Annotated in this window: 13 protein-coding genes; 1 reads left to right on the forward strand and 12 read right to left on the reverse strand. The window is 62.3% G+C overall.

Translation table 11 applies throughout. The annotated features are described in order from the left end of the window. Positions 1-2: 2 nt before the first annotated feature. The gene (locus tag GTP69_RS28820) at positions 3-434 is read right to left on the reverse strand and encodes an ester cyclase (RefSeq protein ID WP_161058086.1); all 432 of its coding nucleotides are present in this window, start codon (positions 432-434) and stop codon (positions 3-5) included. Positions 435-524: 90 nt separating this feature from the next. Here GTP69_RS28820 and GTP69_RS28825 point away from each other — a divergent pair, with 90 nt between their 5' ends. Further along, positions 525-1442, forward strand: coding sequence for a LysR family transcriptional regulator (locus GTP69_RS28825; protein WP_161058087.1), 918 nt, complete (start codon positions 525-527; stop codon positions 1440-1442). Here the strand turns inward: GTP69_RS28825 and GTP69_RS28830 are convergent. The 11 genes from GTP69_RS28830 to GTP69_RS28880 form a co-directional block, all read right to left on the reverse strand. Next, positions 1426-2319: a pseudouridine synthase gene (locus GTP69_RS28830; protein ID WP_161058088.1), complete on the reverse strand. Its 894-nt coding sequence runs from the start codon at positions 2317-2319 to the stop codon at positions 1426-1428. The two genes, GTP69_RS28825 and GTP69_RS28830, sit on opposite strands and share 17 nt — an antisense overlap. Before the next feature lies 1 nt (position 2320). Next, positions 2321-3202, reverse strand: coding sequence for a M48 family metallopeptidase (locus GTP69_RS28835; protein ID WP_161058089.1), 882 nt, complete (start codon positions 3200-3202; stop codon positions 2321-2323). After that, the gene (locus GTP69_RS28840) at positions 3189-4436 is read right to left on the reverse strand and encodes an AmpG family muropeptide MFS transporter (protein ID WP_161058090.1); all 1248 of its coding nucleotides are present in this window, start codon (positions 4434-4436) and stop codon (positions 3189-3191) included. Before GTP69_RS28840 ends, GTP69_RS28835 begins: the two co-directional genes overlap by 14 nt. Next, positions 4436-5038 (reverse strand): methionine biosynthesis protein MetW, encoded by a 603-nt coding sequence (metW, locus tag GTP69_RS28845; RefSeq protein ID WP_161058091.1) that lies wholly within the window; start codon positions 5036-5038, stop codon positions 4436-4438. Before metW ends, GTP69_RS28840 begins: the two co-directional genes overlap by 1 nt. Then, on the reverse strand, positions 5035-6183 hold the full coding sequence (metX, locus tag GTP69_RS28850) for a homoserine O-succinyltransferase MetX (RefSeq protein WP_161058092.1): 1149 nt from the start codon (positions 6181-6183) through the stop codon (positions 5035-5037). Before metX ends, metW begins: the two co-directional genes overlap by 4 nt. A 75-nt stretch (positions 6184-6258) precedes the next feature. Beyond that, complete coding sequence (gene ptsP / locus GTP69_RS28855) at positions 6259-8007, reverse strand: phosphoenolpyruvate--protein phosphotransferase (RefSeq protein WP_161058096.1); 1749 nt, start codon at positions 8005-8007, stop codon at positions 6259-6261. A 44-nt stretch (positions 8008-8051) separates the two neighbouring features. Continuing rightward, positions 8052-8321 carry an HPr family phosphocarrier protein gene (locus tag GTP69_RS28860; RefSeq protein ID WP_110847502.1) on the reverse strand — a complete coding sequence of 90 codons (270 nt, stop codon included), beginning with the start codon at positions 8319-8321 and terminating at the stop codon, positions 8052-8054. Positions 8322-8360: 39 nt separating this feature from the next. After that, the gene (locus GTP69_RS28865) at positions 8361-8768 is read right to left on the reverse strand and encodes a PTS sugar transporter subunit IIA (protein WP_110847503.1); all 408 of its coding nucleotides are present in this window, start codon (positions 8766-8768) and stop codon (positions 8361-8363) included. A 47-nt stretch (positions 8769-8815) separates the two neighbouring features. Beyond that, complete coding sequence (gene gshB, locus GTP69_RS28870; RefSeq protein ID WP_161058093.1) at positions 8816-9763, reverse strand: glutathione synthase; 948 nt, start codon at positions 9761-9763, stop codon at positions 8816-8818. A gap of 52 nt (positions 9764-9815) precedes the next feature. Next, positions 9816-11117: a glutamate--cysteine ligase gene (gene gshA, locus GTP69_RS28875; protein ID WP_161058094.1), complete on the reverse strand. Its 1302-nt coding sequence runs from the start codon at positions 11115-11117 to the stop codon at positions 9816-9818. A 116-nt stretch (positions 11118-11233) separates the two neighbouring features. Beyond that, positions 11234-12640 (reverse strand): ammonium transporter (locus GTP69_RS28880; RefSeq protein WP_161058095.1); only part of this gene is annotated, 1407 nt, incomplete at its 5' end.

Here is a 12640-nt window from a genome sequence, read left to right on the forward strand (position 1 = left end):
CTTTACGCCTGCGGTGGAAACTGGCCAAGCTGAAGGAACAGGCCGAACCAGTCTTCCATATGCCAGGTCGTGGTGAGCCGTCCATCCACGACCTGGTGAAATTCATGCAGGCGGAAGCTCACTTTCTTGCCCGTCGGCGCAATGCCGAATATTTCGCCTTGATGCGTGCCGCTGATTTCGGCGCGCACGGCGACCTTGCCGGGCTCCTGCACCATATCGTGGATCGTAATCTGCACATCCGGGAACGCGGCGGCAAAATCACGGATGATGGTCTTGATGCCTTCCGGTCCGGGCTGCTGACCGGGGCCGAGCGGAATGTCATCCCAGTGCGGTGCCAGCACGGCGTCGACCAGATCCGGGTTCTTGTCATTGAAGGCGCGGTACAGCGTTTCTACCGCAATGCGCTCGGCGCGCAGTTGTTCGGTGGTGGTCATGGCTTGCTCCGTTGATTTGAGAAGACACGAGTTTGCGCGCCGAGGTAAAATCAGTCCAACAAATAACCTGTATAGATATTTATTTGTCTTATGGATTTTCATGGCATAGATTTAAACCTGCTGGTCGCTTTCGACGCCCTGATGAGCGAGCGCAACGTCACGCGTGCGGCAACCCAGGTGGGCGTCAGCCAGCCGGCCATGAGCGCCGCCCTGTCGCGTCTGCGCACGCTTCTTGGAGATCCCCTCTTCCTGCGCAGCGCCGACGGCCTGCTGCCGACGCAACGCGCGCGCGACCTGGCGGAGCCGGTTGCACAGGCGCTGCGGCAGATCGAAGCGGCGATGGTGGAAAAGCCGGCCTTCGATGCGACCAGCGCCACGCTGACTTTCAACCTGGGACTGCCCGACTACCCGAGCTTCGTCCTGCTGCCCACGCTGCTGCAAGCGCTACAGGCGCAAGCGCCGGGAATCACGTTGAACGTGCATGATGTGAAAGGCCGCGACGCCACCGTCGACCTGCTCGATGCGGGCGTGATCGATGCCGCCGTCGGCGTGCCGCCCACCAATACCGATGGCCGCATCAAGGCGCGCCCACTGCTGCGCGACGAATTTGTGACAGTGGTGGCCAGCGATCACCCGGCCGCCCAACACGGCATGGATCTGGACACCTATCTATCCCTGCCGCATGTGCTGGTGTCGCCTGAAGGGCATTTGTACGGTGTGGTCGACCAGGCGCTGGCGCAGCAGGGCCGGCAACGCAAGCTGGCCCTGACGCTGCCGCATATGTTCGCGGTGCCCGCCGTGATCGCGCAGACCCGCATGACCGCCACCATCCTCAAACGCGTGGCGCTGCATGCGCAGGCCAGTCACCAACTGGCGCTCTTCCCGCCGCCGCTGGCGCTGCCGGAAATCGTGTTCGACCTGATGTGGCACCGGCGCAGCGACACCCATCCGGCGCAATCGTGGTTAAGGGAATTTATCGCGACGCAGGCGGCTACAAGCTGCGCTTAGAGCGGAACTCGCGCCAGTCGCCGCTGAGCGGGTCGATGAAGCTGATGGCGCGCGCCAGCAGTTGCAGGGGCTGCGACACGTCGTCCTGTTTGCACGGCAGCGCCACCGGGTAGAAGGCGTCGTTGACGATCGGGATGCCAAGCGACGACAGGTGCACGCGCAACTGGTGCTGGCGGCCGGTGTGCGGATGCAGGCGGTACAAGGTCAGCTCGCCGCGATGCTCGATGACGTCGATCAGCGTTTCCGAATTCGGCTCGCCCTCGGTCTCCTTCATGACGAAGAATTTATCGCCCTCCACCATGCGGCTGCGGTAGGTAAAGGGGAATTGCACATCATGCAGGCGCGGCGCCAACGCTTCGTACTCCTTGTCGATCACGCGCTTCTGGAACATCGACTGGTACACGCCGCGACTTTCCGCATTGCGCGAGAAGATCACCACGCCGGCCGTCTCGCGGTCCAGCCGGTGGATCGGCACCAGGTCTTCCTCGCCCAGCGTTTTGCGCAGCCGCACCAGCAGCGTCTCATGCAGGAAGCGGCCGGACGGGATCACCGGCAGGAAGTGCGGCTTGTCGACCACCACCAGGTGCTCGTCGATGTGCAGGATCTCTTCCTGGAATGGAATCGGCGTCTCCGGCTCGTCCAGTTCGCGGTAGTAGAAAATGCGCAGGCCGCGCTTGAAGCGGCTGGTCGGCTGGAGCAGCTGGCCATCGCCGTCCACAACATCGCCGCGCGCCATGCGTTCGCGCCACGCGGCTTCCGAGACGTCGGGAAAACGCTCGACCAGGAAGCGGATCAGGTCCGGCCAGTCGCCCTCGGGCAGATACAGATAGCTAGGTGCGACACCGTCGCGCATCGGCAGTGGATAACGCGACGACATATCAGGAACGTGGCAAGGCGATGGTGTGATACGCCGGCAGGTTGTTCGGGTCGATACCCTTGGCGCGCGCGTACACCGGCAACACCAGATGCATATTCTTGTTCATGTTCTCGATGCGGTCCTTGCCGCTTGGGTGGGTCGACAGGAACGGCAGCGGCTGGCCTTTGCTGACGGCGCCCATCTTCTGCCACAGCGCCACGCCAGCGCGTGGGTCGTAGCCGGCGCGCGACGCCAGGTCCATGCCGATCAGATCGGCCTCGCTCTCATCGCCGCGCGAGAACTTCAGCGCGGCCACTTGCGCCGCGCTGTTGCCGACGGCGTCACCGAGACGCGGATCGAAACCGAAATACGCGGCGGCGCCGGCGCCCGCCAACCGCGCAAACAGCGACGTGGCGGTATTCTTGCCCGCCTGTTCGCGCGCGTGTTCGCGCAGTGCGTGGGCGATCTCGTGCCCCATCACCATGGCCACTTCGTCGTCAGTCAGATTGAGCTTGGTCAGGATGCCGTTGTAGAAGGCGATGCGCCCGCCCGGCATGCAGAAGGCGTTGACGGTATCGGACTTCAGCAAGTTAACCTGCCAGTCCCATTTGGCCGCCTCCGGATTCCAGCGCGAGGTGAACGGAATCAGCCGCTTGGCGATGGCGCGCAAACGTATCAGTTGTGGATTGCGATCGGTGGCGACGGCGTCCTTCTTGTGCGCCTCGTTCAGCATTTGGTCGTACTGCAATTTGGACTGCTGGTCGAACTGGCGCGAGTCACCGCCCAAGCCGCGCATGCGCGACATATCGGTGACAGGAATGCCATCGTTTTGCGCGTGCAGCGACAGCACGCTGGTACAGAGCACCAGCGCCAGCAAGGCGTTCTTTAATTCAGGTTTTTTCATGACCACTGTTCCATGGAGCTATTTTCGGCAACATCATCATCGCAGGAAACGCGAGGATAAAGCACACGATAAAGAACCAGAACCATCCGGTTTCAGCAACAATATACCCCACCGACGAGTTGATGAATGTGCGCGGCACCGCAGCCAGGCTGGAAAACAGCGCGTACTGCGTGGCGGTATAGCGCGGGTCGGTGGCACGTGACATGAAGGCCACCAGCGCCGCCGCCCCCAGCCCCGGACTGGCAAACGCCTCGAAGCCATAGACGGCGCTCAGCAGCAATGGATCCGGGCCGACCTTGGCCAGCCACACAAAACCGAGGATGGCCAGCGCCTGCAACACGCCAAATACCCACAGCGCGCGGTTGATTCCCAGCTTGATCATCCAGATGCCAGCCACCGCTCCGCCAGCCAGCGCCGCCCACCAGCCGGTGGCGTTGGCCGCCAAGCCGATCTGCTTGGTGGTGAAGCCGATATCGAGGAAGAACTTGGTCGCCAGCGCGGTCGACATAGTGTCGCCGATTTTGTACAGCAGGATGAAAGCGATGATGAACAGCGCCTGCTTCCAGCCGTCGCGCAGCACGAACTCGCGGAACGGCATGACCACCGCTTCCTGCAAATTCTTCGGCGGCGTGCCGTACAGCGTCGGCTCCTTGGCCAGCAGCGTGCAGACGAAGCCCGGCAGCATGAACGCCGCCACGGTCCAGAAGACGATTTGCCACGGCTGGCTGTCTGCCATCACCAGCCCCAGCGCACTCGGGATCAGGCTGGACGCCTTGTAGGCATTGACGATGATCGCCGCGCCCAGGCCCTGCTCTTCCTCGGCCAGAATCTCGCGCCGGTAAGCGTCGATCACCACGTCCTGGCTGGCCGACATGAAGGCGATCAGGAACACCGCCACCACGATCACCGACAGTTCCAGCTTGGGATCGAGCATGCCCATGCCGCCGATGAACAGGAACAGCGCCAGTTGCGTCAGCGCCATCCAGCCGCGCCGCCGGCCCAGCGGCAGCACGGTGTAGCGGTCCATCAACGGCGCCCACAGGAACTTGAAGGTGTACGGGAACATGGCCAGACCGAACAGCCCCAGCGCCTTGACGTCCAGCCCGGCCTTGGCCAGCCAAGCCTGCATCAGGTAGATCAGCGTGTACAGCGGCAGCCCGGAGCTGAAGCCCAGGAACAGGATGGAGACGGTGCGTCCGTTGATGTAGCTGTACCAGGGCCTAGTGTCGGTCATTATTTTTTTCGTAGTCGGAAGACGGCAAGATCGCCGCGCAGGTTCGGCAGGAATGATACCCGCTTGCCCTCGGCCAGCGCTACACATTCGATCACTTCCAACCCGCATTCTTGCGCCAGGTCGCGGAAGTCGGTGATGGTGGCGCAGCGTACGTTGGGCGTGTCGTACCACTCGTACGGCAGCGATTCCGACACCGGCATGCGGCCCTTCAGCAACGCCACGCGGTGCGGCCAGTAAGCGAAGTTGGGGAATGAGACGATCGCCTCCTTGCCAACGCGGACGATATCGCGCAGCAGCGCTTCCACATGCTTCATCATCTGCAGCGACGACAGGCACAGCACCGTATCGAAGGAATTGTCGCCGAACAGCCCGAGGCCATTCTCCATATCCTGCTGCACCACCTGCACGCCACGCTGGGTTGAGGCCAGCACCTTGTCGTCGGCGATCTCGATGCCGTAGCCGCTGCACTGCTTGTCGCTTTGCAGATAGTCCATCATCACGCCGTCGCCGCAGCCGACGTCCAGCACGTGCGCCTTGCTGTCGATCCAGTGGGCGATGAAGGCCAGGTCCGGCCGCGCCACGCTCAGTTCATTGAAATTCATGCTTTGCCCCCGATCTCGTTCCACACCTGGCCGTAATACGCGCGCACCATGTTCATGTAGCGCTCATCTTCCAGCAGGAAGGCGTCATGGCCGTGCGGCGCATCGATTTCCGCGTAGGTGACCTGGCGGCGGTTGCTGACCAGCGCCTGCACGATTTCGCGGCTGCGCTCCGGCGAGAAGCGCCAGTCGGTGGTGAAGGACGCCAGGAAGAACTTGGCCTGCGTGCCGGCCAGCGTCTTGGCCAGGTCGCCACCGTGCTTGCGCGCCGGGTCGAAGTAGTCCAGCGCCTTGGTGATCAACAGGTAGGTGTTGGCGTCGAAGTATTCGGAGAACTTGTCGCCCTGGTAGCGCAGATAGGATTCGATTTCGAAGTCGACGCCGAAGCCGAATTTGTAGTCGCCGCTTTCGGCAATATCACGCAGCTTGCGGCCGAACTTCTCGGCCATGTCGTCGTCCGACAGATAGGTGATGTGGCCGACCATGCGCGCCACGCGCAGGCCGTTTTTCGGCACCACGCCATGCGCATAGAAATCGCCGCCGTGATAATCCGGATCGGACAGGATGGCCTGACGGGCGACATCGTTGAAGGCGATATTCTGCGCCGACAGCTTGGCGGTCGACGCGATCACCACGCAGTGGCGCAAGCGGTCCGGGTACATGATGGACCAGGCCAGCGCCTGCATACCGCCAAGCGAACCGCCCATGACGGCGGCGAATTGTTTGATGCCCAACTGGTCGGCCAGGCGCGCCTGCGCCGACACCCAGTCTTCCACCGTGACCACCGGGAAGGCGGCGCCGTAGGGCTTGCCGGTGGCCGGATTGGTGTGCATTGGCCCGGTGGAGCCGAAGCAGGAGCCGAGGTTGTTAATCCCGATCACGAAGAACTTGTCGGTGTCGAGCGGTTTGCCCGGGCCGACCATATTGTCCCACCAGCCGGTGCTTTTCGGCTGGCCTTCATACTCGCCGGCCACGTGGTGCGAGGCGTTCAGTGCGTGGCACACCAGCACCGCGTTGGAATGGTCGGCGTTGAGCGTGCCGTAGGTTTCGTACATCAGCATATAGTCGCGCAGCGACGCGCCGCTTTGCAGGAGCAAGGGCTCGGCAAAATGCATGGTTTGCGGCTTAACGTATCCGAGGGATGACATTTTTTGATTTTAGTTTTGGGGGCGGCCCCACGGGCCATCTATCAGGGCGGGACCGTGATGATGGGTCCCGCCGACTTACATCAACTGTAATTGTTCGACCGCGTCTGCAATTACGTTGGGTTCCATCGAGCGCATGATCTTGCGGGTTTGCGGCATGATGCGCGCAAGATCGCTGTTCAGGATTTCCTGCTTGACCGACAGCAGTTGGGCCGGATGCATCGAGAACTCGCGCAACCCCATGCCCAGCAGCAGGCGCGTCAACTTGACATCGCCCGCCATTTCGCCGCACACGGCGACGTCGATCCCGGCTTTATGCCCGGCCGCAATCGTCATTGAGATCAATTGCAGCACAGCCGGATGCAGCGGATTGTAAAGGTGTGCGACTTCATAATCAACCCGGTCGATCGCCAGCGTGTACTGGATCAGGTCATTGGTGCCGATCGACAAGAAGTCCATGCGCTTGACGAACATCGGCAGCGCCAGGGCCGCCGCCGGAATCTCGATCATGGCGCCGACATCGACCTCGTCGTCAAACTTGACGCCCTGCTCGCGCAGCTCGGCCTTGGCCTGGGCGATCATCGCCAGCGACTGGTCGATCTCGAACGCATGCGCCAGCATCGGAATCAGGATGCGCACCTTGCCGAACGCCGAAGCGCGCAAAATCGCCCGCAGCTGGGTCAGGAAAATCTGCGGCTCGGCCAGGCAGTAGCGGATCGCCCGCAGGCCCAGCGCCGGATTCAAGGCCGTCTGCTCGCTCTGGTCGAGCGGCTTGTCGGCGCCGATGTCCAGCGTACGAATGGTGACCGGCCGGCCCTTCATGGCGGTGACCGCTTTCTTGTACTGCTCGAACTGCTCTTCTTCCGACGGGATCTTGTTGTTGCGGCCCATGAACAGGAATTCGGAGCGGAACAGGCCCACGCCATTGGCGCCGGCTTCCAGGGCAGCCGGGCAATCGTCCGGCAGCTCGATGTTGGCCAGCAGCGTGATCTCGATGCCGTCCTTGGTGATGGCCGGGGTCTTCTTCAGCTTTTGCAGCTTCTTGCGCGCGCGGGCGGCGGCGCCTTGCCGTTCGCGGTACTGATTCAAAATCAGCGCGCTCGGATTGGCGATCACCACGCCGGCTTCGCCGTCGATGATCAGCCAGTCGTCCTGCTCGATCAGCGTCGAGGCACCGGACATGCCGACTGCCGCCGGAATATCCAGCGAGCGGGCGACGATCGCCGTGTGCGAGTTCTGGCCGCCGACGTCGGTGACGAAGCCGATGAACGAGCGGTCGCGGAATTGCAGCATGTCGGCCGGCGAAATATCGTGGGCGACGATGATCATCTGCGGCTGGTATTCGTCGTCGCCGGCCGGCGCCGGGTCCGGCAGCAGGCGCTCGGTGCCGAGCAGCACCTTCAGCACCCGTTCGGCCACCTGCTGGATGTCGGCCTTGCGCTCGCGCAGATAAGGATCTTCGATTTCGTCGAACTGCGCCGACAGCTCATCGATCTGGGTCAGCAGCGCCCATTCGGCGTTGTAGTGGCGGGCGCGGATGATGTCCAGCGGCGCTTCCGAAATCATCGGATCGGACAGGATCAGCGCATGCACATCGATGAACGCGCCCAGCTCGGTGGGGGCGTCTTTGGGCAATTCATTCCACAGCGTTTGCAGTTCCTTGTGGACGGCGGCCAGCGCCTGCTGCAAACGGGAGACTTCGGCCTCGACCTGCTCCTCGGCCACCAGGTAGTGCTTGACGTCCAGCGCAGCCGGCGCCATCAGGTGCGCACGGCCAATCGCAATGCCGCGCGACACCGGAATGCCGTGCAAGGTGAACGAGGCCATCGGTGGGCCTGCGGGGAAACGGGGACGGCTGCGCTCCGCCGCCATTACTCGCCTTCGCCGAACTTGTCGTTGACCAGCGCGCTGAGGGCGGCGACGCAATCGGCTTCATCGTCGCCGTCGGCTTCCAGCAGCACTTTGGCGCCCTTGCCGGCGGCCAGCATCATCACGCCCATGATGGATTTGGCGTTGATGCGGCGGGCATTGCGGGTCAGCCAGACATCGCTTTTGTATTTTGCTGCCAGTTGGGTAAATTTGGCGGAAGCGCGCGCATGCAAACCAAGCTTATTAATAATTTCGAGTTCTTGCTGAATCATTTTTGTTTTGTCTCAATCAATGCGCATTGCAAAAAATCGTCAGGTTTCCCCGACGCGGATCCGGTTGTCGACGCGCACGGCTCCACTTTGCGCGCCGGCCAGGGCCATCTCGACCACCACATCCAGCGTGTCGCGGCGGTAGGTGATGGCGCGCAGCAGCATCGGCAAACTGATGCCTGCAATCACCTCCACCCGGCCCGCGTCGGCCAGCCGGTTGCAGCAGTTGGCGGGGGTGCCGCCTTTGACGTCGGTGATCACCAGCACGCCATCGCCATCGTCGAGACGCTTGATGGCCGCCGCTGCCAGGTCCTGAACTTCGCCGAGGTCCTGGTCGGCGATCACGTCGATCGCTTCCAGGTGCTCGGTGGGACCACGGAACACGTGGGCGCAAGCCGCAAGAAAGGCTTGCCCCAGTGGAGCGTGCGTCATAAGTAGTATGCCTACCATATTGTTAAACCGCCAGTCAGGATTAAAGTTTTCTTGTCATCGGAGACTTATTTCCCCGCTGCCGCCGCTTCCACCGCATCGATGAAAGTGGCCGCCACCGGGAAGCCGGCCTGCTGGGTAATTTCTTGGAAGCAGGTCGGGCTGGTGACGTTTACTTCCGTCAGGAAATCACCGATAACATCTAATCCTACCAGTAACAGGCCGCGCGCGGCCAGAATCGGTCCCAGCGCATTGGCGATTTCGAAGTCGCGCTCGGTCAGCGGCTGCGCCACGCCGATGCCGCCGGCCGCCAGGTTGCCGCGTACTTCGCCGTTTTGCGGGATGCGCGCCAGCGAGAACGGCACCGGTTTGCCGTTGATCACCAGGATGCGCTTGTCGCCCTTGTCGATGGCCGGAATGAAGCGCTGGGCCATGATGGTGTACTTGCCGTTGCCGGTCAGCGTCTCGATGACCGAGCCCAGGTTCATGCCGTCGGCGCCGATGCGGAAGATGCCGGCGCCGCCCATGCCGTCCAGCGGCTTGAGGATGATGTCGCCATGATGTTTCTGGAAGGCGCGGATGCGCGCTTCGTCGCCGGTCACCAGGGTCGGCGAGGTGAATTCGCTGAACTGGGTGATGGCGACCTTTTCATTGTGGTCGCGGATGGCGGACGGCTTGTTGAAGACCTTGGCGCCCTGCTTCTCGGCCAGCTCCAGCAGGTAGGTGCTGTAGACGTATTCCATGTCGAACGGCGGGTCCTTGCGCTGCAGGATGGCGTCGAACTCGCCGAGGTTGGTTTCGACCGGATCGGCGGCGCGGTACCAGTCTTTCGGATCGCCGGTGAAGCTGATGCGCTGCACGCGCGCGGTGACCACGCCCTGCTCGACCGCCATGTCCTTCTGCTGGAAGGCGTACACCTCATGGCCGCGCTGGTTCGCCTCCACCATCATGGCGTAGGTGGAATCCTTGTAAGTCTTGAAGGTCGACAGCGGATCGGCGAGGAAAGCGATTTTCATGGGTGCATCCAGTAGAGTTAATGCCTGATTTTAGCCGAGATCCGCAAACCGCTCAGTAGACCTCCGGATTCGGATCGGTGCGTTCCATTTCCAGCGACGCCGCCAGCAGCGCCAGTCGCGCCACCACGCCGTACACATAGAAGCGGTTCGGCGCCGCCGTGCCCGGCTTGGCCTTGAGGTCCGGCACCGCGTGCTGCTGCGCGAACGCCAGCGGCACGTACTGCGAACCGGGCGCATTCAGGTTCTGGTCGATGCCCTTCTCGGCGTGGATGCGGTAGAAACCGCCCACCACGTAGCGGTCGATCATGTACACCACCGGCTCGGCCACCGCCTCGCGGATGCTCTCGAACGTCGGCACGCCTTCCTGGATGATGAAGTCGGTCACTTCCTTGCCATCCTTGATGACGATCATCTTGTCGCGCTGGGCCTGGGTCAGGTCCTTGATCTCGCTGGAATCCTTGATGGTCAGGATGCTGGTGCCGTAGGTGCCGGCGTCCGGCTTGACGATCACGAAGGGCTTTTGCTCCTTCATGCCGTATTCCTTGTACTTCTTCTTGATCTTGGCCAGCAGCGTGTCGATGTTGGCGGCCAGGCAGTCGTAGCCCTCGCCGGTGCGGAAATTGACGGCGTCGCACTTGGCGTGCAGCGGGTTCAGCATCCACGGATCGACGCCGATCAGCTTGCCGAACTTCTTGCACACCTCGTCATAGGCGTTCAGGTGATTGCTCTTGCGGCGCAGCGCCCAGCCGGCGTGCAGCGGCGGCAGCAGGCTCTGCTCATGAATATTCTGCAGGATGTCCGGAATGCCGGCCGACAGGTCGTTATTCAGCAAAATCGTGCACGGATCGAAGTCTTTCAGACCGACGCGGCGGCCGTTCGGCGAACGCACCAGCGGCTCGACCACCAGCATATTGCCGTCCGGCAGAGCGATCGGGGTCGGCGCGGTGACCTCCGGCGACAGCGAACCGAGCCGCACATGCAGGCCGGTCTGGCGGAAAATCTGCATCAGCCGGGCCACGTTCTGCCAGTAGGTCGGGTGGCGCTGGGTCACTTCCGGGATCAGCAACAGGTTGCGCGCGTCCGGGCAATACTTGTCGATCGCGGCCATGGCGGCCTGCACCGACAGCGGCAGCATCTCGGTGGCCAGCATGTTGAAGCCGCCGGGGAACAGATTGGTATCCACCGGCGCCAGCTTGTAGCCGGCATTCCTCATATCAACCGAGCAATAAAACGGCGGCGTATGCTCCTGCCATTCGAGGCGGAACCAGCGTTCGATTGCGGGAGTGGCGGCCAGGATTTTTTCTTCCAGGTCGAGCAGTGGTCCGCTCAGGGCCGTGACGAGGTGGGGAACCATGTTATTACTTCCTTATTACCGTGCGGACTATGCCAAATGAGGGCAAAAATACTATTTTAAAGGCAGGAAATAAAAAAAGCGCCCCGCAGGGCGCTTTTTTGATGAAAACTTGTTAATTAAGAATGATACGCCGACTCGCCGTGGGTGGTGATGTCCAGGCCTTCGCGCTCTTCTTCTTCCGGAACGCGCAGGCCGATGACGATGTCCACCAGCTTGAAGGCGATCACAGCAACGATGCCCGACCACAGGATGGTGGTGCCGACAGCGGTTGCCTGGATCGTCACCTGGCTGGCGATCGAGTAGTCAGCCGATGCTTTGTTGGCAACGTAGTCGAAGATGCCCTGACCACCCAGCGACGGTGCAGCGAACACACCGGTCAGGATGGCGCCCAGGATACCGCCGACGCCGTGCACGCCGAACACGTCCAGCGAGTCATCCGCGCCCAGCAGGCGTTTCAGACCATTCACACCCCACAGGCAGATCACGCCGGCCAGCAGACCCATGATCAGCGCGCCCATTGGGCCGACGAAACCGCAGGCCGGGGTGATGGCCACCAGACCGGACACCGCACCCGAAGCACCACCCAGCATCGATGGCTTGCCTTTGAAGATCCATTCAGCGAACACCCACGACACGGTGGCGGCAGCAGTCGCCAGCAGCGTGTTGATGAAGGCCAGCGCAGCGATGTCACCGGCTTCCAGTGGCGAACCGGCGTTGAAACCGAACCAGCCCACCCACAGCAGCGAAGCACCGATCATGGTCATGGTGACCGAGTGTGGCGCCATCGATTCGCGGCCGTAGCCGACGCGTTTGCCGATCATGTAAGCACCCACCAGGCCGGCAACTGCGGCGTTGATGTGTACCACGGTGCCGCCAGCGGTATCCAGCGCGCCTTTTTGGAACAGGAAGCCGCCTTTCAGGGTTTCCGACGCCAGGGTAGCCGCATCCTTGATCGCGTCCGGACCGGTCCAGAACCAGACCATGTGCGCGATAGGCAGGTAGGCGAAGGTGAACCAGATCACGATGAAGGCCAGCACCGCGGTGAACTTGGCGCGTTCAGCGAAGGCGCCGACGATCAGGCCGCAGGTAATCGCAGCAAACGTAGCCTGGAAGGCGACGAAGATGAACTCAGGAATCACGACGCCTTTGCTGAAGGTAGCGGCGTACGCGAAGGTGCCCTTGACCGGATCGAAGATGCCGTTCAGGAAGGTGCGGTCATGCAGGTTGCCGAAGAACGCATTGCCTTCGGTGAACGCCAGCGAGTAACCGTAGATGCACCACAGCACCACGATCAGCGCGAAGATCATGAATACTTGCATCAGGATCGACAGCATGTTCTTGGAACGGACCAGACCGCCGTAGAACAGCGCCAGGCCAGGAATCGTCATCAGGATCACCAGCAGCGTGGCGACCATCATCCAGGCGGTATCGCCCTTCTGTGGAACCGGTGCGGCGGCGGCAGGCGCGGCTTCAGCTGGCGCAGCGGCGGCCGGAGCGGCAGCAGCCGGGGCTGGAGCGGCCGG

The sequence above is a fragment of the Duganella levis genome (genome assembly GCF_009857605.1).
Lineage (GTDB): Bacteria > Pseudomonadota > Gammaproteobacteria > Burkholderiales > Burkholderiaceae_D > Rugamonas > Rugamonas levis.

Excerpts from the sequence above, each read along its gene's own strand:
- GTP69_RS28820 (WP_161058086.1), bottom strand. The coding sequence starts at position 434 with ATGACCACCACCGAACAACTGCGCGCCGAGCGCATTGCGGTAGAAACG.
- GTP69_RS28825 (WP_161058087.1), top strand. The coding sequence starts at position 525 with ATGGATTTTCATGGCATAGATTTAAACCTGCTGGTCGCTTTCGACGCC.
- GTP69_RS28830 (WP_161058088.1), bottom strand. The coding sequence starts at position 2,319 with ATGTCGTCGCGTTATCCACTGCCGATGCGCGACGGTGTCGCACCTAGC.
- GTP69_RS28835 (WP_161058089.1), bottom strand. The coding sequence starts at position 3,202 with ATGAAAAAACCTGAATTAAAGAACGCCTTGCTGGCGCTGGTGCTCTGT.
- GTP69_RS28840 (WP_161058090.1), bottom strand. The coding sequence starts at position 4,436 with ATGACCGACACTAGGCCCTGGTACAGCTACATCAACGGACGCACCGTC.
- metW (WP_161058091.1), bottom strand. The coding sequence starts at position 5,038 with ATGAATTTCAATGAACTGAGCGTGGCGCGGCCGGACCTGGCCTTCATC.
- metX (WP_161058092.1), bottom strand. The coding sequence starts at position 6,183 with ATGTCATCCCTCGGATACGTTAAGCCGCAAACCATGCATTTTGCCGAG.
- ptsP (WP_161058096.1), bottom strand. The coding sequence starts at position 8,007 with ATGGCCTCGTTCACCTTGCACGGCATTCCGGTGTCGCGCGGCATTGCG.
- GTP69_RS28860 (WP_110847502.1), bottom strand. The coding sequence starts at position 8,321 with ATGATTCAGCAAGAACTCGAAATTATTAATAAGCTTGGTTTGCATGCG.
- GTP69_RS28865 (WP_110847503.1), bottom strand. The coding sequence starts at position 8,768 with ATGGTAGGCATACTACTTATGACGCACGCTCCACTGGGGCAAGCCTTT.
- gshB (WP_161058093.1), bottom strand. The coding sequence starts at position 9,763 with ATGAAAATCGCTTTCCTCGCCGATCCGCTGTCGACCTTCAAGACTTAC.
- gshA (WP_161058094.1), bottom strand. The coding sequence starts at position 11,117 with ATGGTTCCCCACCTCGTCACGGCCCTGAGCGGACCACTGCTCGACCTG.